This is a genomic window from Ruegeria sp. CDSA077, from assembly GCF_059612265.1.
Genome location: NZ_JBXWQG010000003.1, coordinates 136,154 through 158,260, shown reverse-complemented (window position 1 = coordinate 158,260; position 22,107 = coordinate 136,154). Strand labels below are relative to the sequence as shown.

21 protein-coding genes, 1 tRNA gene and 2 pseudogenes are annotated in these 22,107 nt (G+C 55.7%); 7 read left to right on the top strand and 17 right to left on the bottom strand.

Going from position 1 to position 22,107, the window contains the following annotated elements:
- Positions 1 to 3: 3 nt before the first annotated feature.
- The 3 genes from AC2FLE_RS10015 to AC2FLE_RS10005 all read right to left on the bottom strand — a co-directional run bounded on the left by AC2FLE_RS10015 (position 4) and on the right by AC2FLE_RS10005 (position 2,619).
- Positions 4 to 1,134, bottom strand: coding sequence for a lytic murein transglycosylase (locus AC2FLE_RS10015; protein WP_496696769.1), 1,131 nt, complete (start codon positions 1,132 to 1,134; stop codon positions 4 to 6).
- A 111-nt stretch (positions 1,135 to 1,245) separates the two neighbouring features.
- Positions 1,246 to 1,893 (bottom strand): GntR family transcriptional regulator, encoded by a 648-nt coding sequence (locus tag AC2FLE_RS10010; protein WP_271950069.1) that lies wholly within the window; start codon positions 1,891 to 1,893, stop codon positions 1,246 to 1,248.
- A gap of 30 nt (positions 1,894 to 1,923) precedes the next feature.
- On the bottom strand, positions 1,924 to 2,619 hold the full coding sequence (locus tag AC2FLE_RS10005) for a M48 family metallopeptidase (protein ID WP_496693976.1): 696 nt from the start codon (positions 2,617 to 2,619) through the stop codon (positions 1,924 to 1,926).
- Positions 2,620 to 2,719: 100 nt separating this feature from the next.
- On the opposite strand from AC2FLE_RS10005, the gene AC2FLE_RS10000 reads away from it, so the two are divergent.
- The 3 genes and pseudogenes from AC2FLE_RS10000 to AC2FLE_RS09990 form a co-directional block, all read left to right on the top strand.
- Complete coding sequence (locus AC2FLE_RS10000; RefSeq protein ID WP_496693020.1) at positions 2,720 to 3,046, top strand: TIGR02300 family protein; 327 nt, start codon at positions 2,720 to 2,722, stop codon at positions 3,044 to 3,046.
- A 141-nt stretch (positions 3,047 to 3,187) separates the two neighbouring features.
- Positions 3,188 to 3,263 (top strand) — tRNA-Ala (locus tag AC2FLE_RS09995).
- A gap of 264 nt (positions 3,264 to 3,527) precedes the next feature.
- A pseudogene (locus tag AC2FLE_RS09990) lies at positions 3,528 to 4,092 on the top strand (IS5 family transposase); the annotation flags it as partial.
- Between the two features lie 165 nt (positions 4,093 to 4,257).
- Here AC2FLE_RS09990 and AC2FLE_RS09985 read toward each other — a convergent pair.
- The 13 genes from AC2FLE_RS09985 to ehuR form a co-directional block, all read right to left on the bottom strand.
- Positions 4,258 to 5,631 carry an aspartate aminotransferase family protein gene (locus tag AC2FLE_RS09985; protein WP_496696767.1) on the bottom strand — a complete coding sequence of 458 codons (1,374 nt, stop codon included), beginning with the start codon at positions 5,629 to 5,631 and terminating at the stop codon, positions 4,258 to 4,260.
- An 11-nt stretch (positions 5,632 to 5,642) separates the two neighbouring features.
- A complete protein-coding gene (locus AC2FLE_RS09980; protein WP_496696765.1) occupies positions 5,643 to 7,118 on the bottom strand; it encodes an NAD-dependent succinate-semialdehyde dehydrogenase in 1,476 nt (491 codons plus the stop codon).
- Between the two features lie 112 nt (positions 7,119 to 7,230).
- A complete protein-coding gene (locus AC2FLE_RS09975; RefSeq protein ID WP_142637871.1) occupies positions 7,231 to 7,713 on the bottom strand; it encodes an Lrp/AsnC family transcriptional regulator in 483 nt (160 codons plus the stop codon).
- Between the two features lie 23 nt (positions 7,714 to 7,736).
- A complete protein-coding gene (gene doeB / locus AC2FLE_RS09970) occupies positions 7,737 to 8,729 on the bottom strand; it encodes a N(2)-acetyl-L-2,4-diaminobutanoate deacetylase DoeB (protein WP_496696764.1) in 993 nt (330 codons plus the stop codon).
- Positions 8,730 to 8,732: 3 nt separating this feature from the next.
- Entirely contained in the window at positions 8,733 to 9,920 is a 1,188-nt protein-coding gene (doeA, locus tag AC2FLE_RS09965; RefSeq protein WP_496689993.1) for an ectoine hydrolase DoeA, read from the bottom strand.
- Between the two features lie 15 nt (positions 9,921 to 9,935).
- The gene (gene eutC, locus AC2FLE_RS09960; RefSeq protein ID WP_496696762.1) at positions 9,936 to 10,928 is read right to left on the bottom strand and encodes an ectoine utilization protein EutC; all 993 of its coding nucleotides are present in this window, start codon (positions 10,926 to 10,928) and stop codon (positions 9,936 to 9,938) included.
- Position 10,929: 1 nt separating this feature from the next.
- Positions 10,930 to 11,919: a hydroxyectoine utilization dehydratase EutB gene (gene eutB / locus AC2FLE_RS09955; protein WP_496696760.1), complete on the bottom strand. Its 990-nt coding sequence runs from the start codon at positions 11,917 to 11,919 to the stop codon at positions 10,930 to 10,932.
- A 20-nt stretch (positions 11,920 to 11,939) separates the two neighbouring features.
- Positions 11,940 to 12,704 carry an ectoine utilization protein EutA gene (gene eutA / locus AC2FLE_RS09950; RefSeq protein ID WP_496696759.1) on the bottom strand — a complete coding sequence of 255 codons (765 nt, stop codon included), beginning with the start codon at positions 12,702 to 12,704 and terminating at the stop codon, positions 11,940 to 11,942.
- An 8-nt stretch (positions 12,705 to 12,712) separates the two neighbouring features.
- Complete coding sequence (locus AC2FLE_RS09945) at positions 12,713 to 13,150, bottom strand: universal stress protein (protein ID WP_496693013.1); 438 nt, start codon at positions 13,148 to 13,150, stop codon at positions 12,713 to 12,715.
- Between the two features lie 12 nt (positions 13,151 to 13,162).
- Complete coding sequence (locus tag AC2FLE_RS09940; protein WP_282027707.1) at positions 13,163 to 14,449, bottom strand: TRAP transporter large permease; 1,287 nt, start codon at positions 14,447 to 14,449, stop codon at positions 13,163 to 13,165.
- Positions 14,450 to 14,451: 2 nt separating this feature from the next.
- Positions 14,452 to 15,024 (bottom strand): TRAP transporter small permease, encoded by a 573-nt coding sequence (locus tag AC2FLE_RS09935; protein ID WP_282022053.1) that lies wholly within the window; start codon positions 15,022 to 15,024, stop codon positions 14,452 to 14,454.
- Between the two features lie 139 nt (positions 15,025 to 15,163).
- A complete protein-coding gene (gene dctP, locus AC2FLE_RS09930; protein WP_271950046.1) occupies positions 15,164 to 16,183 on the bottom strand; it encodes a TRAP transporter substrate-binding protein DctP in 1,020 nt (339 codons plus the stop codon).
- A 95-nt stretch (positions 16,184 to 16,278) separates the two neighbouring features.
- A complete protein-coding gene (gene ehuR / locus AC2FLE_RS09925; protein WP_496696756.1) occupies positions 16,279 to 17,673 on the bottom strand; it encodes a MocR-like ectoine utilization transcription factor EhuR in 1,395 nt (464 codons plus the stop codon).
- 143 nt (positions 17,674 to 17,816) lie between these two features.
- Between ehuR and AC2FLE_RS09920 the strand changes: the two are divergent.
- Positions 17,817 to 18,061 (top strand): annotated as a pseudogene (locus AC2FLE_RS09920) (site-specific integrase); the annotation flags it as partial.
- Between the two features lie 172 nt (positions 18,062 to 18,233).
- Positions 18,234 to 19,181 (top strand): DMT family transporter, encoded by a 948-nt coding sequence (locus AC2FLE_RS09915; RefSeq protein ID WP_496696754.1) that lies wholly within the window; start codon positions 18,234 to 18,236, stop codon positions 19,179 to 19,181.
- 107 nt (positions 19,182 to 19,288) lie between these two features.
- On the opposite strand, the gene AC2FLE_RS09910 is transcribed toward AC2FLE_RS09915, so the two are convergent.
- Complete coding sequence (locus AC2FLE_RS09910; protein ID WP_271950041.1) at positions 19,289 to 19,684, bottom strand: hypothetical protein; 396 nt, start codon at positions 19,682 to 19,684, stop codon at positions 19,289 to 19,291.
- A 367-nt stretch (positions 19,685 to 20,051) separates the two neighbouring features.
- Between AC2FLE_RS09910 and AC2FLE_RS09905 the strand changes: the two genes are divergently transcribed.
- Together AC2FLE_RS09905 and AC2FLE_RS09900 are read left to right on the top strand one after the other, a co-directional pair.
- Positions 20,052 to 21,263 carry a caspase family protein gene (locus AC2FLE_RS09905; RefSeq protein ID WP_496696753.1) on the top strand — a complete coding sequence of 404 codons (1,212 nt, stop codon included), beginning with the start codon at positions 20,052 to 20,054 and terminating at the stop codon, positions 21,261 to 21,263.
- A gap of 89 nt (positions 21,264 to 21,352) precedes the next feature.
- Entirely contained in the window at positions 21,353 to 22,099 is a 747-nt protein-coding gene (locus AC2FLE_RS09900; RefSeq protein WP_496693007.1) for a M15 family metallopeptidase, read from the top strand.
- The last annotated feature ends 8 nt before the right edge of the window (positions 22,100 to 22,107 follow it).

Sequence of the window (22,107 nt, the reverse complement as noted above, 5' to 3'; positions counted from 1 at the left end):
CCCTCAGCCCCCCAACTGCCTGAGCAGCGCAACGGAGGGCTCTCCGGTCACGGACAGCCCCTTGGCTCGCTGGTACGCAGAAATCGCGGATGTCGTGTTATTCCCGATGACACCATCCGCCCCTTGCGTATCGTAGCCCGCGGATGTCAAACGGCGCTGCAACTCTTTGCGGTCCTCAAGTGTCAGCCCAGTCGCATCCGGTCCGAAAGAGGCCTGGAACGGCGCACCTCCGGCAATCCGGTCTGATAGATGCCCTACCCCGATCGCGTAGCTGTCCGAGTTATTGTACCGTTTGATCACCTGAAAATTGTGGAACACGGCGATGCGGGGCCCTGGCACCTGGGGTTGCAGCACAGCAACCGGCGTACCGGATACCGTCCCGGCCTCACCGCCCCAGGGCTGCCCACGCACCCAACCGGAACGCGCCAGATAAGCCGCCGTTGATGCCAGCGAATCCGTTGGATCGTCGGACCAGATATCGCGCCGTCCATCGCCGGTGAAATCCACCGCATAGGCCAGATAAGAGGTCGGGATGAACTGCGTGTGCCCCATGGCACCGGCCCAACTGCCTGTCATGTTGGCAGACGTCGTGTCGCCGTTCTGCAGAACCTTCATCGCTGCCATCAGTTGGCTCTCAAAGAACTGCCCGCGCCGACCGTCATAGGCCAGCGTCGACAGGGCCGATACAACAGGCACATCCCCACGCCGCGCACCATAACGGCTTTCAAGCCCCCAAATTGCCACGACAACTTCTTTGTCCACGCCGTACTGCGCCTCGATCTGAGACAGCGTTTCCGCATGACGCACCAGCATTTGCTTGCCGGTCGCGATCCGTTCATCTGAGGTTGCAATCGCCAGGTAGTCTTCAAGCGACCTCTTGAACTCGACCTGATTTCGGTCCCGCTCGATCACTCCGGGCAGATATCCGGCGCCCTGGAAGGCGCGGTTAATTGTGCTTTGCGAAATCCCCTGTGCGGCCGCGCGGCTTTTGAAGCCCGCCACCCAGGCGTCCCAGCCCGCGTTCCGAACCGGTTGCATGCGCGCGGCCGGCGCCGAAGAAGAAGGCACGCTGTCCGTACAGGCAACCAACAAGCCGGAGCCCAGCCCAAGGGAAAATAACCGTCGATCAATCATGGTTGAAAACTGCTCTTATTGTGATTTCTCACAGCCTAGCGCAGAGAAATCGCCGGGGCCAGAACAGCGATACCGAACCGGGCGATTTCGGCAGCTTCGGCAACAAGCCGCTTAGCTGACCAGCATCCGCAGGCCCTGTGTAACATCCGAGCGAACCGCAAGGCGCAAACCCGGCTCATCCCCGGCCTTTAGCGCCGCAATTATCAGCTTGTGGTGATGCGGTGGTTCCGTTCGCCGCAGCCGCCCATAGAGCGCGCGCATCGTCGGCCCAAGCTGCAACCATACGGTTTCGGCAATCGCCAGCATCGCCGGGGCCTGCGCCCGCAGATACAGAGTTCGGTGAAACTCCAGATTGGTGCGAATATATCCAACGGCATCACGTTTGGTGACCATCTCGGCCACCGTCATGTTGATGCTCTGCAATCGGTCAATCAGGGCAATATGCGCACGGGGCAATGCCCGGCTGGCCAGCTCGACCTCAAGCAAGGCCCGCAGCGCAGCCAACTCCTCGATCCGGTCATTGGTCAACTCAGGCGTAGAAACGCGGCCCGAGGAAGACAGAAACAACGCCCCTTCAGCCGCAAGCCGACGCACCGCCTCTCGGGCCGGTGTCATCGAGACACCAAACTCTTTCCCAATTCCCCTTAAGGTCAGTGCCTGACCGGGGGCGATATCACCATGCATGATGCGGGATCGCAGGGCCCGGTACACCCGGTCATGCGTTGCGGTCTGCGTTTCTGAAGGGCGTGTGTTCAGCATTTCTCTATGTGATCACAAACACCGCACAGGTCAACTCGCAGGCGCGTCAAATCTGTACTGATGCAACTGCGCCCCGTTGTCGCGCAGCCAGCGCCGCTGTTCTTTGTAATCTCCGAATAACCGTTCGACCTGGGCCCAAAAGGCTGGGGAATGGTTCATCTCGGCCAGATGCGCCACCTCATGTGCGGCAACATAATGCAGGACGTCTGGTGGAGCGAGAATCAGCCGCCAGGAAAACATCAACCCACCCTCAGAACTGCATGATCCCCAGCGCGATCGGGTATCCCGAATAGAGATGCTGGCATAAGCCCTACCCAACATCGCTGCGTAGTCATCACATGCGCCGGTCAGCCGGTCGCGTGCCAGTTCTTTCAAGAAGCGCGCCAAACGTCGCGCTTCAGCGCCTTCAGGTACTGAAATCTGGTCCGCCTGCAACAGAACGCGTCGGCCCGTTGCCCGGACAATGCGCCGTTGGGTGCCCTCAACAGGAATATGCTGCCCAAATTGAACCACCGAGGGGTCTGGCCGATCACTCAGGTGCTGCCGAATCCAGCTTTCTTTTTGGCGGGCAAAGTTCAACGCATCGGATTCAGCAACGCCATTTGGATAGGTCAGTGTAACACGCCCGTCCAACTGGGATATACGCAGACTGATCCGCCGTGCCCGCGCCGATTTGCGCAATGTCAGCGGCACCGGAGGCGATCCTGGCAGTGCGTGATCTCCCATAGGTCTGTTTCTCCTGCTCAAAGGCTTTGACAGTGCCCGCTGCTTGTGGCACCTGACCTGAATCGTCGATACGACTCACCTGATATCAAGGGGATTGGACATGCCCAAGGAAGAATGGGGTGTAAAGCGCGTTTGCCCGACCACCGGTAAACGGTTTTATGACCTGAACAAAGACCCGATCGTTAGCCCTTATACCGGCGAGATCGTGGAACTCGAAACCGGCAAAAGCCGGATGATCGCAGCAGATGCAGAAGATGCCGCATCGGCCAAGGCGCGCGAAAACGCGCCCGAGGAAGAACTGGTTCTGGATGACGACGACGAAGTCGAAGTCGATCTGGATGATGATTTGCTGGATGACGATGATGACAGCAGTGATGAAGTTCCGCTGGACGACATCACTGACATTCCAGCAGAGGACGATAGCTGATCACGGTCAGAGGCGGCCTCGCGCCGCCTCGCGCCATTTGCAATCTGGTTGCAAAATTTTAACGGCGACGCCTGTTTTTGGACTTGCGCTTAGCGCTACTGTCTCATAAACGTCCGCCCACTGCTTCTGCAGTACCTGTATGGGGCCTTAGCTCAGTTGGGAGAGCGCTTGCATGGCATGCAAGAGGTCAGGGGTTCGACTCCCCTAGGCTCCACCAAAACCTTCTTAAATTACAGTATAGAACGGGCCGACACGGACCGTTGATTTTGCGGTGCGCCCCTCGGGGGTGCGTTGGGGGTGCAGATTTGCCCACAGTATGTGCAATATGGGCAAGTTAGGCGCGCCCCCCACCCACAACTCTGTCAACAAAAATGATTTCAAAAAAACCGAATCTTTTGTGTTTTAACCGATCCTTCGACGGTTCAAACTAGGTGTCATGAGCAGTACCGCTCTAACCTGATCGACGTCATAACCATTCTTGGAGCGGTGGAGCGACAAAGGCATCTTTGCCCAGATGATAGACGGCCTGGCCGCTGAGCATGGCGAAGAGAAGACGGTCATGATCGACGCCACCTATCTGAAAGCCCACCGCACTGCGTCCAGTTTGGCCGTAAAAAGGGGGGCGCGGTCGCCTGATCGGTAGAACCAAAGGCGGCATGAATTCTAAGTTGCACGCCATCTGTGACAGCAAAGGGCGACCTTTGAGCCTCTTTGTTACCGCCGGGCAGGTTAGTGATTACATCGGGGCAAAGGCACTTTTGAGCAGCCTGCCCAATGTCGAATGGCTGCTCGGAGATCGAGGTTACGACGCCGATTGGATCAGAGACGCCCTGAAAGACAAAGGGATACGCGCATGTATCCCTGGTCCGAAGCAACGCAAGGCCACCGTCAAATACGACAAACGCCGCTACAAGCGGCGCAATCGGATCGAAAATATGTTCGGCAGGCTCAAGGATTGGCGGCGTGTGGCAACCCGCTATGACAGGTGCCCTAAGGTCTTCCTCTCCACCATCTCTCTCGCCGCCACTGTCATATTCTGGCTATGAAGCAAGAACGAGTCCTGACCCTAAGGAATCTTGGAATTGCGGCCTGATCCAGGCAATATTGCCAAATCAAAGCGGTCTCAATCGAGTGCTGCGCCCACCCCAGAGTTTGGTGCGGTAATGTTTACCGCTGTCAACTCAGCCAAGGATGGGCGAGACAGACATCCCCTAGCCCAATACTGCTGTAACCGCGCGCAGAGTTGCCGCGACGACGGTATCAGCTTCTTCACGACTCAGGCAAAACGGTGGCGCGAAGCCCAAGATGTCGCCTTGCGGCATAGCGCGTGCGATGACCTTATCCTGTGCCAAAAGAGCGGCTGAGACTTGCGGGCCGATCTTGTCCGCGGAGTCAAAGAAGGTGCGGCTATCTTTATCCTTCACGAACTCGACCGCGCACAACATTCCTTCGCCGCGCACATCACCGACATTGGCGTGTGCTGACAGTGCATCCTTCATCGACTGCTTCAGATAAGCACCGACTTTGCCTGCGTTTTCGATCAGGTTCAGATCATCAATCAGTTTGAGGTTTGCCACACCGGCCGCGGCCCCGATCGGGTGTGCCGAATAGGTCCAGCCGTGGCCGATGGCGCCGTTTTCATCCGTGCCCTGTTCCAGCACCTTCCACACTTTTTCAGAAACAATCGAACCTGACAGCGGCGCGTAGGCCGAGGTGAGGCCTTTGGCGATGGTGATGATATCGGATTCCAAGCCGTAATGCTCAGAGCCGAACATGCTGCCCAGGCGGCCAAACCCGGTCACAACCTCATCGGCAACCAACAGGATGTCATGCTTGCGCAATACGGTCTGGATGGCGGCCCAGTAACCTTCGGGCGGGGGCACGATACCACCGGTTCCCAGCACCGGCTCGCCAATAAACGCGGCGATTGTATCAGCGCCTTCACGTTCAATCAGCGCCTCCAGTTCAGTAACGCAATGCGCGACGAATTCGGCTTCGCTTTGGTCCAGATTATCGCGGCGGAAATAATAGGGCGCTTCGGTATGAACCACCTGCGTGAGCGGCAGATCGAACTTTTTGTGGAATAGTTCCAGCCCAGTCAGCGACCCGGTGACAAGGCCCGAGCCATGATACCCGCGCCAGCGCGAGATGATCTTTTTCTTTTCGGGGCGACCCAGGATATTGTTGTAATACCATATTAATTTGACGTTGGTTTCATTTGCATCTGAACCACCCAGGCCGAAATAGACCTTGGACATATTCGAAGGCGCGCGATCAAGGATCATCTTGGACAGGGTGATGGAGGCTTCTGTGCCGTGGCCTACGTAGGAATGATAATAGGCCAACTCGCGGGCTTGATCCGCAATCGCTTCGGCAATTTCCTGACGGCCATAGCCCACATTCACGCAATAAAGTCCTGCAAAGGCGTCCAGCAATTTGGTACCATCACGGTCTTCGATATGGACCCCGCTTGCGGTTTTGATCACACGGGTCGCTGTTTCGCCCCGCGCGTGCTGGGCCAGATGAGTGGAGGGATGGAAAAAGTTCTCGCGGTCCCATTGGTCAAGTTGATCGTTCTTCAGCATCTTTTCACTCCTCATGCCCAGTCGCGGCAGACATATTTGATTTCGGTAAACTCTTCCATTCCCCGTCTTGCCCCTTCACGGCCCAGACCGGATTGTTTGGTGCCGCCAAAGGGGATCGGCGCGCCGGTGACCTTGGTGCGATTCACCGCCACCATGCCAAATTGCAATTCACGAGATACGCGGTAAATACGGCGTGGGTCATGGCTGTGCAGATACGCAACCAGACCGTATTCGGTGTCATTGGCCCGGGCGATCACCTCTTCTTCGGTATCAAAGGGCGCAATGGCCGCCACAGGGCCAAATGTTTCCTCTGACATAAGCACGGCATCGGCGGGCACGTCGGTCAGAACCGTGGGCTGATAAAACAGCGGGCCGAGAGGATCCCTTGCACCTCCGCACGCCAGTTTGGCCCCCTTGGCCAGCGCATCGGCGACATGTTCTTCCTGCTTTTGAACCGCCTTTTCATTCATCAGAGGGCCGATATCGGGGTCGTCCATACCGATGCCAAGGGACAGCCTGCGGGTCGCTTCGGTGAACTGCGAGCAGAATGCGTCATAAATTGAGCGCTCCACAAATATCCGATTGGCGCCAAGACAGTCCTGCCCGGATGTGGCGAATTTGGCCTTGATCGTTTCAGAAACCGCAATTTCAAGATCGGCCCCTTTGAACACAATCACCGGTGCATGCCCGCCTAGTTCCATTACAAGTTTTTTCACTGTGTCGGCGGACTGACGGTAAAGTAACCGTCCGATTTCGGTGGAGCCTGTAAACGAGAGTGCCCGAACACGGGTGTCTTTCGTCCAAGGTTCGACCACGGTCGAGGCCTGGCCGGTGACCACGTTGAACACGCCCGCCGGAATACCCGCCTTTTCCGCCAGTTCAGCCAACGCGAGGGCCGAAAACGGGGTTTCACCTGAGGGGTGAGCCACAACCGTACATCCCACTGCCATGGCTGCTGCTGCTTTGCGGGTCAGCATGGCAGCAGGGAAATTCCACGGTGTGATCATTGCCACCACCCCAACCGGCTCTAGCCAAACCTCGACCTCGGCATCGGGCAGATGGCTGGTGACGCCTTCAACATTGGGTCGCTTGGCCTCTTCGGCGTAGAATTCTACAAAAGACGCGGCATAATCAATTTCACCGCGCGCCTCGGACAGGGGCTTGCCCTGTTCCAGTACCATGATCCGTGCCAGATCTTCTTTGTGGTGCAGCATCAGGTCGAACCAACGGCGCAGAATGGCGGATCGGTCTTGTGGCAAGAGGCCCGACCAGGTCGGAAAGGCAGCTTGTGCCGCATCCACGGCGGCTGAGGATTCCTCTGCCGAAAGGCTGGCGGCCTCACCGATAACATCGCCAGTTGCCGGATCGGTGACGCGGATGGTGTAACCCGACGAAGCTGCACACCATTTACCATTCACATAGGAAAAACTGCGCGCCAAAGATTTGTCAGCAATATCATCGCGCGCAGAAAGTGCAGTGTCTTTCATGGATACCTCTCCCTCGATGCCCGACAATGTCGGGCATTACAGGCAAAGGATGAGACCAAATTTCAGGGCCAAAGCAGAGTATTCTACTGCCAACCATCTCTCAGGCAGAGGGTTACTCCTGCCATCCAGCAATGAGGGAAATCGGCGGAACGCCCTGCCCCTTCACTGGTTTGGTGACAATATAGGTAAAATACTTTTCCAGACCTATGTCAGCATTGAGCATTTCATCAATCAGGCGTTGATAGGCATCGATATCGCGCGTCACGATTTGCAGGATGTAATCAAATCCTCCGCCAAGCGCCCAGCAGGCCAACACTTCTTCATAGCGTTGCATTGCGGCCTCAAAAGCCTGAAAGCTGGCGGCGGTATGATCGGACAGTTCGGCCGCAACAAAGACAGTTACATGTGGCCCAAGTTTGCGCAGGTTGATCTCGGCTCTATATCGCTTGATCAACCCGGCTTTTTCCAACTTTTTCAGCCGCTCCCAGCAGGGGGTGGGCGACAGGCCAACGCGGTCGGCCAAAGCCGTTTTTGTGATGCGCCCGTCGGTTGAAAGCACCCGTAGAATATCCAGATCGCGGGCGTCGAGCCGCATGGTCTCACCTCCGGGGAATAAAGTTATCCAACGTTCAACCCGATCACCGCCGCGCAATCGCCCGCTTTGATGAGACCGGGAAAGTGGCGACTGATCAAAAGGCCCGTAACTTTGGCACGGTATTCAATCGGGGCAATCCCGGTGCGATCAACGGGCCAAACGCGGGCCACAACATCGCCTTGGTTGACCTGTTCACCAAGATCAACCATCGGCTCGTAGAGGCCATCGTTTTCCGAGAACACGAAGCAGTTACCATCGGGCATATCCAGGCGCACGGTTGGATCAATCTGCATCTCGCCCTTCAGAATTCCTGCATGGATCAGCACATTGCGCAGGCCCTTTTTTGCAACAGCAATCGACTTGGCTGTTGCAGAGCCACCACCGCCCAATTCTGTTGAAACCAGAACCTTACCCATATCTTCGACCGCGGTGTCGTACATTCCGATATTGTCGATCTCCAGTAGCTGCACCGAATAGGGGGCATTAAAGGCGGCCATCGCGGCGAAACAGGCCGTTTCATTGGCTTTATCTTCAAGGATATGGGCCGCCGCGAAGGGCACGAAATCCAGCGTTTTTCCGCCCGAGTGAAAATCCACCGCAATATCGGTCATTGGCAAAAGAACGCGCTGGAAATAGTCGGCAATCTTTTCGGTTGGGGTGCCATCTGGCCGGCCCGGAAAAGCACGGTTCATATTGCCTTTGTCGATGGGGGACGTGCGTAACCCGGCGCGATAAGCGGGATAATTAAAGGCAGGCACGATGATCACACGTCCAGTGATGTCCTCGGGCTTTAGCGTAACCGTCAGTTCTTGCAACGCCACGGGCCCTTCATATTCATCGCCATGGTTGGCGCCGGTCAGCAAAGCCGTAGGCCCATCTCCGTTTTTGATAACCGTTAGCGGGATCATAATTGACCCCCATGCACTGTCATCCCGGCTGTAAGGCAGCCGTAGGAAACCGTGGTGGATACCATCGCTATCCAGCGGGATCGTCGGGGAAATTGGGTTGGGTGTCATTACTCAGTCCTTCACAACCATTTTGCGGGGCACGTTGGCCAGGCACTCATGGCCGGTTCTGGTGATGCGGATGCTTTCAGTAATCTCAAAACCCCAATCCTCCATCCAGAGGCCGGTCATGAAGTGCAGGGTCATGTTCTCCTGCAGAACCGTCTTGTCGCCAGGGCGAAGCGAGAAGGTCCGCTCGCCCCAGTCAGGCGGGTAGCTGACACCGATCGGGTAACCGGTGCGGTTATCTTTGGTGATCCCGTATTTCTTTAGCACGCTGAAGAAGGCAATGGCGACATCCTCGCAGAGGTTGCCCTCTTTTGCAGCCTCCAGCCCGGCCTCCATGCCCTCAAGCACAGCCTTTTCAGCGTCGAGGAATGTTTGCGTGGGCTTTCCAAGGAAGACCGTGCGCGACAGCGGGCAGTGGTAGCGTTTGACGACACCTGCGATCTCGAAAAACGTGCCTTCGCCGGATTTCATTGGCTGATCGTCCCATGTCAAATGCGGGGCTGAGGCATCCGCGCCTGAGGGCAAAAGTGGCACCAGCGCGGGATAGTCTCCGCCCGCACCGATCTGTGCGTCATAGCGTAAGGCCGCATCATAGATTTCCGCCACCAGATCGCATTTGCGGATGCCCGGCTCGACCTTTTCAAAGATACGTTCATGCATACGGCCCACAATGCGGCCTGCTTGGCGCATGTATTCCAGCTCGGTTTCAGATTTTACCGCGCGCTGCCAGTTGACCAACGCAGTCGCATCGGAAAATTTGGCATTTGGCATGTGGTGCTGTAGCGCGGCAAAGGCCGCAGCTGTGAACCAGTAGTTGTCCATCTCAACGCCGATATGGCCCTTATCCAGCTTACGATCGGCCAGCTGTGCCGACAGGTAGTCCATCGGGTGACGTTCGGTGGATTGTACATAATGGTCCGGGTAACCGATGATATTGGCGGGATCCATAAAGCAGGTGCGAAGCGCGCCATTGGCATCTTGTCCACGGCCGTACCAGACCGGCTCGCCAGTGAGACTCAGCACTACGCATTGATGCACGTAAAAAGACCAACCGTCATAGCCGGTCAACCAGTTCATGTTCGAAGGGTCCGTCACGATCAGAAGGTCAAGCCCACGTTCGGCCATGGCGGCGCGGGTTTTTGCAATGCGCTGGCTGAACTCATCGCGTGAGAAGTGGAGTTTTGGTTCTGGCATAGAATTAATCCGTTGTTAGCTTGAAAACGTGGTGCCTTTGCCTGAGTTTTCCGCGCGCTGGCGAGCAAGCGTGGCAATGGCGGTGTCTTGGACACCCGTACCTGTCAGGTCAGCAATAATGATGTCACTGTCGGATTGTCGCCCCGGCGCCTTGTCGGAGGTGATATCACCCAGTTCAGCAAACCTGCCATCAGCCGGGAAAATGCCTACCGCAATGGCGCTGCGCAGCTCGCCTTTGAGGGCGCATTGGGCTTGGCTGTCGGGCACATAGAGCGTTGCCTTGGCAAGACAACCCGGGTCAAGCTCGACCTTGTGTTCCTGATCCGAACCCATCGCAATGACAAGCTGCCCCGGTTGCAGCCAGTCCGCTTTGATCAGCGGAATGTCCGAAGGGGTTGTCGTGACGATGATATCTGCCGAGGACACGGCACCCGCCCTATCAGTGCTGGCCGTGACGTCGACCCCAAGTTCTTCGCGAAGGCTGGAAGCCAAGGTTTCGGCCTTGGCCGCATCCCGCGCCCAGATCACAGCGCTTTCGATGCCGCGCACAAGGGTCAGCGCCTTAAGTTGTAGCTTCGCCTGCACACCAGCACCGATGATACACGCGCGTGTCGCGTCCTCGCGCGCAAGGTGGCGCGCAGATACCGCTCCCGCAGCGGCGGTGCGCACATCCGTGAGATAACCATTATCCAGAAGCAAAGCCTCCAGAACGCCAGTGGTGCTTGAGAATAGCACCATCAAGCCTGATGTGCTGGGCAGGCCCAGCTTGGGATTATCGAAAAAGCCGGGACTCATCTTCATGGCAAAGCTGTCGATGCCCGGGACATAGGCTGACTTTACACATACCTCGCCATTATGATCGGGGACCATCAGTGTCATGATCGGCGGCATGATAACCTTGCCCCCGGCGAGCGTCGTAAAGCCCTGTTCGATGCAGTCCACCGCGTCCATATCCAGTGGCACCAGATCTCGCAGTTCGGCCTCGGTCAGTATTTTGATCTCCGGCATCCTACCCCTCCGCCGTCACATCTACATCTTCGCCGGAAATGATCCGGTGATGCAGCTGCATGTCGATGTTTTGCCCCGATATCAGCGCGACGCACCGACCTGGGTCTTTGATTTTTCCCGCCAGAAGCGCGGCAATGCCGACACTGCCGGACCCTTCAATGATCTGACGTTCCTGCCAATAGGCGTGACGGATGGCAGCAGCAATCTCGGTCTCGGTCACAAGAATCAGATCATCAACAAAGGCACGAGTCATGGCAAAAGTGTGCTGGTTGTCCAATCCAACCCCACCGCCCAGCGAGTCGGCCAGTGTCGACAGTTCTTCGACCAGAACCGGTTTCCCCGCCTTCTGGCTTTCATACATAGCCGCCCCGCGCTCCATCGAAATTCCGATAACGCGGACCTGCGGATTAACCGCCTTCATCACCATCCCGACGCCGGAAATCAGCCCGCCGCCCGACAGCGGCACCAGAACCGTTTCAAGATCCGGGGATTGTTCCAGCATTTCCAGTGCAACGGTGCTTTGCCCGGCAATGATATCGCGATGATCAAACGGGGGAAGCATGACCATCCCATCGGCGACCAGCCTGTCAACTTCTACCTGTGCGTCATCCTGAGAACGCCCGACAATGCGCACCTCTGCGCCTTGCGCCTTGATGCCGTCCACCTTGTTTTGCGGCACCAGTTCCGACATGCAGATGATACACCGCACCCCGGCCTGCTTTGCCGCATAGGCCAAACCGCGCCCGTGATTGCCCGTCGATACACCCACCACACCTTTGGCGCGCTGCGCATCGCTAAGTGACAACACAGCATTAGATGCCCCGCGCAGCTTGAAACTGCCGGTGATCTGGCCTTGCTCCAGCTTGAGGCGAATATCACCGCCCGTGGCTTTGCTCAGCACGTCTGACGACATCGTCGGTGTAACCCGGATCGACTGTGCGATCCGCGCGCGCGCAGCAAAACTATCCTGAAGTGTGATTTCAGAGCTCATCTCTTGTCCTGACTTTTTTCCTATTTACTGAACAACATACCGCCCGCGGGATAATCCGAAGTAATCCCAAGATGCCTCATGCAGCGCCAAACCATCGCCTGATTGGAGGTAACAACCGGTTTGCCAAGTCGGGCCTCCAATTGTGCGACACATGGGGCGGCACGCACCGCCGTACAGGAAATAAAAAGCGCATCAGCATCGAGATCGCACGCAGCAACACCACCTTCGATAATGCTGTCCCTTGAGACGCGCGCCATGTCGCGATCATCGGACAATCCAAAGCAAACTGCGTTCACCACATCGAGGCCGTGTTGCGAGAAATAGGTGACCAGAGAATCCGTCACATCCTGCGTATAGGGCGTAAGAACGCTTACTTTTTTTACCCCCAAAGCCTCAAATGCATCAAAGGCAGCCGAGCTGGGTGTGACGCAAGGCGTGCCTGGCTTTGCGCTGTTCATGTGCTCGGCCACTTTGTCGTTCCCCAACACTACCGAAGCTGCAGTGCATCCATAGACCAATACATCTAGCGCCTCGCCAGGCAGGATCTCTGCTGCGGCATCGGTCAACAGCGGCCCTGTCTTCAAAAGGCTTTCATGTGTGGTTGGGTTTTCAAACCCGATCCGGTTTACATATACGCCCACATCATGCCCTTGCAGAATGCGTGCGAAGTCAGTTTCCGTCGTATGATCCGTGGCCAGCGTAACCAGCCCGATACGATGTGTGACAGGGCGGGCATCCAGCGCGAGAGTCACAGACGAAGTCGAAGATTGTATATCCAAAGCCATTGCCATCCTCACACCACCAGAACCGGGCATTGCGCAAGGCTGGTCACCTTGTGAGAGACGCTGCCCAGCAAATAGCCCTCAATCGATCCCAATCCCCGGCTGCCCATGACGATCAGGTCATTCTCATGTTCTTTGGAAAAGCTGACGATAGTCCGCGCCGTTGGCCCGCCTTTGACAAAGGCCCGGATGTTCTCGCACCCCGCCTCGCGCGCAATGGACGCGCCGCGTTCAGCAGTTATCTTTGCGTGATCGCGCATGATCCCGTCAATATCATCGGGCTTTTCTGCATCAATGACATACATCGATCCTTCCAGTATCGAATGATGACGGTAGAGCGTCAGTACCAACATTTCCGCATCACACAACCTAGCCAATTCAGCGGCTTTGCGAAGGGCGGCCTCTGATCCTTCAGACCCATCAAAAGCAGCGAGTATTGATTTGAACATTTGTCGCTCCTTTTATTTGTTAAATGCGATGTCGCGCAAAAACAGTGCCACCTGCGGGAAGAAGATCATCAAGACCGAGACACTCAAAAGCATGATCACGAAAGGCGGCGTTCCTCTGATTACTTCCAGATAGGGACGTTTGAACACCGCTACCGCCGTGAAGATATCGCATCCGAACGGCGGGGTGGCCGAGCCGATGGCGGCCTGCAATGTGATCAAAGTGCCGACCAGAATTGGGTCCAGCCCGGTTTTCTCGACCACGGGCGCAAAGATCGGAACAAAGATCAAGATGACCACAATGGGATCCACGAACATACAGCCGATGAAGAACGCAATCGCAATTGTGAATAGGACGCCGATCTGCCCCATTTCATCAATGCCAAGAGCACCCAATATCTGTTGCGGTATCTGCGCGAATGACAAAACCCAGGCAAAGGCAGCACCTGCACCCACCAAAATAAAAACTACCGCCGTTACCATGCCCGTTGACAGGGCGACCTGGTATAGGCCGGTGATTTTCATTGTTTTGAAAATGAAGACTTCCAGCAACACCGCATAGGCCACGCTGATTGCTGCGGCTTCGGTCGGGCTGAAAACGCCGAAGAAGATGCCGCCGATGATCAGAACCGGGAAACCCAGCGGCCACAAGGCCCGTTTCACCGCTGCCGCGCGCTCGCACCATGTGGCGGCCGGTTCAGTGGGGACGTCATTTATTTTGGCGTAGATCATACTGTAGACCGAGAACATGAACAGGATTAACAATCCGGGCCCTATGCCCGCGATGAACAGTTCAGGGATGGAGGCCTTGGCAACTACACCGTAGATGATCATCCCAATACTGGGCGGGATCAGGAACGCGATGTCACTTGAGTTGACGATCAGGGCCAAAATGAAAGAATCCTTGTAGCCACCTTTCAGCATTCGGGGCCTGAGTGGCGTTCCCACCGCAACGACCGTGGCTTGGGTGGACCCGGACACGGCACCGAACAATGCGCAAGCCGCAGCTGTACTGACGGCCAACCCCCCTCGAACATGGCGAACAAAGGCCATGACCATATCAATCAGCCGCCCTGCGGACTGGCCACGTGTCATGATATCCGCTGCCAGAATGAACATAGGCACGGCGATCAATGAAGAGGGCCGGATACCACCCAACATTTGCTGAATCATAAACTCAGTTTTGTCGATTGTGCCAAACAACTCGATCACGCCGATGAACGCGCCGGCAATGAGGGGTACCATCATCGGGAAACCCATAAGCAGCAGGACAACCATTGCGGAAAACATCAAGAGTGCCATGGTTAAAGCTCCACTTCCAGTTCCCGCGCATCTGCTTCTCGCAGATCAGTTGACAGGTAGATTTCAGGTTCCTGAAGATTTTTGATGAAAGTGAGCGCGTATTGAACCCCGGTCACAAACAGCCCAATCGGCACCCAGAGGTAGCTGAGATAAACAGGGAATCCGAGGGCAGGATAGACCCGCCCCTTGGCGTACATGCTGATGATGTATTGTACAGCGTACCACGCCAAGAGCAGCAACAGCACAGCGGTGACTCCCGTGACTACAACCATCAAGATTTTTCTGACCCGTTCGGGTAACGCGTCTGAGATGGCGGACATGCGGATATGCCGACCATGGCGCGCAGCGTAGCCGATACCAGCAAATGTCACCAACAATATGAATATACTGTTCAACTCTTCGGCGAATATAATGGAGTGGTTGAAAACAAACCGGCTGATGACATTTGCGATGGTGTTGACTGCCATCAGAATGACGCCTGTGGCCATGATCACCCGCTCAAGCGCAGCGATCCCCTTGTCAATGCCATCAACAATTCCGGCAAGGCCCGACTTTTTCTGCGTCGTTTCGCTCATATTCCCCCCGAACATTCGCAATATAGGCTGATCGCCGGTTTACTATTTCCAAATTGCAGGCCCGAACTATGGTTCTGGGCCTGCAGCGATTTTTTCAGATGAACACATCGCAAACGTGATGGATGCCTGTGGCAAAGCGCTACTGCTGCGCAGCCGCTAGATCCTTCTTCATTTGCTCGAGGATGGCAGCGCCACGTTCGCCCGCTCTTTCGACAAAGGCTGCTTCGACCGCTTTTGCACGTTCTTTAAAGGGTGCACGCTCTTCCTCGGTTAGCCGGTTTATTGTGTAGCCCGGATTGCTCTCCTGAATTTTTGCCAGACCGGTTGCATCCAGTTCGACGGCAACATCAAGAATATAATCGAGTGCAACTTGCGACGCATTCTGAACAAGTTCTTTGTCCGCATCGCTTAGCGCGTCGTAAAACTCAGCATTTGCCATCACAGCAGTCGTGTACTGACCATGTCCGGTATAGGTCATCACATTAGTCAGGTTATCCAGATCATAGGCCTCGATCCAAATTGCCGGGTTTTCTTGCCCGTCAACCATTTTAGTTTTCAGTCCGCCGATCAGCTCGCCCCAAGGCATGGCAATCGGGGAAGCGCCAAAGGCCGTGTAAGTCTCCAAAAGCAATGGTGAGGTCATGGTCCGAATTTTCATACCTTCCAAATCGGCAGGTGTCCGAAATTCCTCCATTGTGGTGACCACCATTTCACCTTCCGGGAACACCGACAACAATTCCAGTCCCTGTTCGCGATAGATATCGTGGAACATCTCGTTTACAGCGACGCCTTCTTTGAAAAACTTGCGCACGACTTGAGGGTCCGTCGGCTGGATATATGGCACCAGAAAGGCTTCGGCCTCTGGGATCAACGCACCGGTGAAACCTGGAGATTGATCAATGAACTGCAGCAATCCAGCCTGGGCCTGCTCCATGGCGTCGGCCGATTCACCAAGCGTACCCACAGGATAAATCTGGACTGTGTGATCCGAGTTAGCTTCGATTTCCTCTTTGAACTTGGTGGCGTACAGGCCTTGCGGATCTGTCAGCCCCTCTTCCATCGCATAGCGCCAATTGTCCGCATAAGCGGCAGTTGAGGTTAGCAATGCAGCAGCAAGGGGTGCGCAGACGCGCAGGGCAAAACGTGCAGTCTTGGTCATCATATCCTCCCAGATATCACCTTCTTTGTTAGTGATGTTCCACCACATCCCGAAGATTGTACTGCGAGTCAATTATTATATTGTTGCGCTACATTCTAATAAGCGAATTGCGGCAAAGGCTCGCGTGGGCGCAAAAGTAAACCGGCCAGAAGCTTCAGAGCTTGGCGAAAACGTTCGATTTCGCGAATGCTTCCCACCGAAATGCGCACTGCATTTGTTGCGGTAGCCTTGGGAGAAAGGAATGGGCTTTCAGGGGACACCGCAACATTTAGTTCGCGGGCATGGGCGACAAAACTGTTGGAATCCCAATCTGGAGGGAGCTGCAACCAAAGATGCAAACTGGCCGGATGGCCCGTCCATTTAAAACCAGCAAGCTCTTGCGTTGCTATGTGATACCGCTTGACGATTTCTGCGCGCTGCCAATCCGCCAGCGCTTGTGCTGTGCCATCTTCCACCCAGCGTGAGGCAAGTTCGCAGATTAGCGGCGTTGCCATCCAACCAAATACGATCAGTCTCGCTGTCAATGCAGGAAGCAAATGGTCCGGAGCAACGGCATAACCCGCACGCAACCCGCTGACCGTGCATTTGGTGAACGTCGTCAGGTAGACCGACAGTTCTGGTGCGAACATCGAAACAGGCGGCTGGCGATCCGCTGCGACCGGACCAAACGCATCGTTTTCAATAATATGCAGCCTATGTTTGCGGGCGATTGCAGCAATTTGGCGCCGACGTTCCTCTGGCATCATATGTACATTAGGGTTGGCAAGAGATGGTAATAAATACAATGCTTTAGGGGACTTATCAACGCACGCCCTTTCCAATGCATCGGGCAGGATTCCGTGCTCATCAGTTTCAAGGCCAACATGTCGGTATCCGAAATATGCGACACTCGAAACCAAGAGGTGATGCGTGACCATATCTGACAGAATGACATCGCCAGGACGCAATATCGCAGACATTGCTGCCGACATTCCATGCGTTACCCCATTCGTCATGAGGACTGAATCTGCATTTGTCTCAAGGCCGCAATGTGAAAGCCATTTGACTCCCGTTTTTCGGTGAGTTTCGTGGCCTACATTCGGGCGTGTAGAAAGATATATGGCCGGGTCGAGCCCAGCATGCAAAGTCCTCAGCGTTGATTGCATCGCCTCAACATGCAGGCCATTAAACAAGGGGCGCGAAATCGACATGTCGAACAAGTTTCGAGGTTCTGACTCCAACTTGAATGGCTGTCCGTCGGTTTTGTTAGTGTCGACAACATAGCTGCCACGCCCAATCTGACCATCAATCAGGTTTTGGCGACGCAGAATGTCGTAAGCTTTACTGACGGTATTAACGCTCAACCTCAGGTCATCGGCCAGTTTCCGGTGTGTGGGTAATTTCTGTCCAGGTGACAAACTGCCGTCTTCGATCGCGCCTGCAATCATCGTGGCAAGGCTCGTATGCAGCGGTGAACTCAGCGTATCTCGGGAGGGTTTCCAATTTGTCATGCGACAATAGTAACCAATTCGAATTCGCGAACAAGCAGATCAATCACCAAGAGCTTCACAGGGGTCGGAATTACAGCATTTTGTATGTGTCTCCCTTGAAAAGAAAGTAATTGCTGTGACCGTGGATCTATCACTTGGTTTTCCTGCACATCTCAACACGCCAATATGCGCGGATTGTCCGGGACTGGATGAAGCCCATTGGCTTTGGGGCCAGCACCTGCGGAACTTCCTCAATGCGCCGAACCAAAGTCACGCAGTTCTACAAGAAAAGACAAGAAATCTTCGGGCGATTCAGCTGCTCTTGGGTCATGCAAAGATGGTAAGCACGGTTCGGCATCTGAGCGTCGAGCTTGAAGACGCCTTTACCATCGCAGCCGCAATCGAGATCAAGAGCTTGCGGACCAATTTTGAACCGGCCATCTGCTGCTGCGCAGCTCATCGAACCTGCTGTTCGCTGCTTGCGCAAATTCTAATCCACCCCCAACTCGCGAGTTGGGGGATTTTTGCTCCGCGTCGCATAGAGAACAGACACGCACTTAGCGACGTTTCTACAAGATGAGATGTCCTCGGCTGATTCCATACCTCAATCTACGGATCGCATCCTTGCAGGAGTTGCACTGATGCTTGGATTTTGCCTCACCGCTCCTTTGCTGGACGTAGCTGCAAAACTCGCATCGGCTAGCGTACCAGTTGGGCAGATTACGGCTGCTCGCTTTGTAGTGCAGTGCGTGTTGATGGCCCCGTTTGTCTGGATAATGGGGCTGTCGTTGCATGTAGCGCGAGGCAAATTGATCGCACTCGCATTCCGCTCATTACTTTTGCTGTTCGCAACTTTTTGCTTCATTGCTGCCATCCGTGTGATGCCACTCGCCGATGCGTTGGCAATCGTGTTTGTGGCCCCGTTCATTGTCTTGTTGGTTGGTAAGTTTTACCTTGGTGAAGACGTAGGTCCGCGTCGTGTCGGGGCAGCTCTTGTCGGGTTTGTTGGGGTAATGTTCGTCATCCAGCCCAGTTTCGCGGCCTTCGGCGCGGTTGCAATAATTCCGCTTGGTACGGCAGTTGCTTTCGCTTTCTACATTCTTGTGACGCGAGGATTGTCACGTCGGATGCATCCCGTGGCTCTGCAATTCCACACTGGCCTGATTGCCAGCCTGTTTTCCATTCCAATCTTAATATTTGCGCAAGGCTCTGGTTCGGAGCTGTTCGATCCTGTTTGGCCGACAGACATCGCTTTGCTGTGGCTTTTGGGAGCTGGTTTTTTTGCAACGGTGAGCCACATGATGATGACCTATGCGCTTTCGTTCGCGCCTTCAGCCACATTGGCACCTTTGCAGTACTTTGAGCTGCCAGTTGCGACCCTGTTCGGCTATCTTGTCTTCAATGACTTCCCGAACACGCTTAGCCTACTTGGTATTGCAATCATCATCAGTGCAGGGCTGTACATGATTCATCGCGAAAGAGCCGTAGCCAGACAATTGATCACTGAACGTGCAGCACCTCCAATCTAAAACTACTCTCTCTCTCTCGCGGCCCATTTCAGACATTTGAGCAAAGCAGAATTTGGGATGACCGCTTCCGCCGAGTTAGCCCCGGTACATTGCACAACATCGGGCGGCTACGGCCCTTCGCAAACCAGCGGGAAGGCACCGATTTCCGGAATCGTGAGCGTGCCTACAGTGACGGATTTGTCTCCTTCGACAGCGGTTATCAATCGAACCGAGGCAACGATCCGACTGTATTCGGGATCGGCAAAGTCGATTACAGTACGCATGTCGACATCGGCCCCCTGTGCCACGATGATTGGTATCGCACCATCGACTTCAGTAAGGCTCCAGTGTTTGCCGTCTGCGTGAATGGTCGCGCTTACGACTGCGAGACCAGGGACAGTTCCCAATCCGACATCAAATACAGCGCCTGATCCATCAGGAGCCTCGCAATACAGCCCGACAGTTGCGAATGCCGAGGTTGCCGAGAGGAGAGCTAAGAGCGTCAGTGCAGTAGTTCTGATCATGAACTTTCCTTTTCGTTCGCAATCCGGTCAAAATATATCTTTGGTTCAAAGTTCTCAATAAGCGCGTCTGAACGCAGGTCAAAGAAGCAGAAACACCGGCACCCTCAAACCACTACGTTGCCCAAAATTAATGGCACCGCACGGCTGGAACTTGGCTGGTTCCAGTGAGATTCTGCGCGTCGGAGCGGACATCCAACTTCAGCGCAGCAGCGAAAGCAAAGATTTGCATCATCCATTTCTCTGGATGTCGACATTGTCAAAAATGTGGACAACGCTCCGCCCGGCTTTCTAGGTGAAGTTGGACACGACCTCACACACACGTTAGCCTTAAATTCAGAGCGGTACGACAAACGTTAAGGAGACCGTTTTGCGTTTATTTATGTGGATCGCCGCCACACTGCTATGCGGTTCGCTCGCCACTGCCGAGGAACGGCTGGCGATGGTTATTGGGATCGACAGCTATGAAAATATTAACGACCTGCAAAAGGCAGGCAATGACGCTCGAGCCGTCTCTGCCACGCTGAGCGAACTCGGATTTGTGGTCACCGAACTGATCGACCCGGAGCGGCTGGACCTGCGGCGCGGCCTTGTAGATTTCTCTCGCCAGATCAGTCCTGGCGACGAGGTCGTGTTCTACTTTGCAGGACACGGCATCGAAGTAGAAGGTCGCAATTACCTGCTGCCCACCGACGTACCCCAAGTGCGTCCGGGCGAAGAAGATTTTGTGACCGGCGAAAGCATCGCTGCTGACCAGATCCTTGATGTAATCCAGTCCCGCGGTGCGCGCGTGGCACTGATGATACTAGATGCCTGCCGCGACAACCCATTCCCTACCCAAGGTACCCGGTCCGTGGGCCGCTCGAGCGGGCTATCGCGAATGGAGCCGGCCGAAGGGGCCTTCGTCCTCTTTTCCGCCGGTACAGGCCAGACTGCGCTGGACCGACTGTCGGACAATGACCCAAACCCCAACTCGGTCTTCACTCGCTCCCTGCTGGAGCGGATGACCACACCCGGCCTACCTCTGAACGAGCTAGTGCGCCTTGTGCGGACCGACGTGCGTCAACTGGCTGCCAGTGTGAACCACGACCAGTTCCCAGCTTACTACGACCAGCTACAGGGCACATTTACCTTTGAGCGCGGCGGCCCCGCCCCGCTCCCAGTAGCGGTTCCAACGCCCCAACCCTCTGCCCCTCAGATCAGCCCATGCGACGCGGCACGCGCTGACTGGGAGGTGCTACAAACCACATCCAGCACCTCCGCGCTGGAGGCGTTCATGACCATGCACGCGGGCTGCCCCATCTATGCCGCCGCTGCTCAGGATCGGATCGACACGCTCAGTGCCGCTACCCAACCCGCCGAAAGGGCCGTGGCACCAGTGCCTTCGCCGCCCAGCACCTGCGAACAGCTTTGGTACTCGCGCAACCTCATCTTTCATAACAACGGCTTCTGCTTTCAGTCCACGCGTGCGCGGGCTGCCTTTGACACAAGCCAATGCACCACTCGAAACCCGCGCCTGACAGCAGCTGAACAAGGCGAGGTGCAGCGTCTGCAAGCGCTCGAAAGGGCCAATGGATGCTGATATCGCGGCTAGTCGCTGTCTCTCTTGCGCTTGGACTCTTGCCGAGTTTTGCGCGTGCAGATGGCTGCGTCCCCCGCGATTTTTTGGCAATGCCACTGCCGCAGGGTCGGTCTGCCATCGCCACAGCACTTGAGACCGCATATCCCGGCCTGACCGTCGACGAAGCAGCGAAAACGCTGACAACGGGCGGCCAGACGCTGCCACTTGGCGCGGCTCATAACGGTCCGCCGAAGGAACGGCTGGCGAACGCCTCCATCACCGACCAGTTCGCACAGATTTATCCGCTGGCCTTTGACCTCGCGGCGCGTGACACACCCTGGTTCGATCCAGGCCGCGCCCGCAACGACGCCTTCTTCCGCGCACTTTATGGGCAAACAGAAACTCAGGTTGCCGCCCGGCTCTGGCGCGCAGAATACCAGGGGCCGAAGCGCCGCGCCCGTTTTGCCTTGAACAGCCACCACTGCGCTGCACATCAATTACAAGCTGCGTTCGATGCGATGGCTGCCAGTGGTGAGGATTTTGACCCATATTTCACCCAAGTCGGCGGAAGCTTTAACTGGCGCCGTATCGCTGGCACGCCACGGCTAAGCGCGCACAGCTTTGGTATCGCGGTCGACTTCAACACGCAGCTTGGCGGCTATTGGCGCTGGTCAGGCGCTCCTGAAGGCAACGCCGGGGCCTACGAAAATCAATACCCAGTTGCGCTCGTTCAGCAAATGGAACGCTTTGGGTTTATCTGGGGAGGCAAATGGCACCACTTCGATGGAATGCATTTTGAGTACCGACCCGAACTCATCTTATACGCACGCCTCAAAACGGGTTCACAAAACAACTGAGTCGCGCT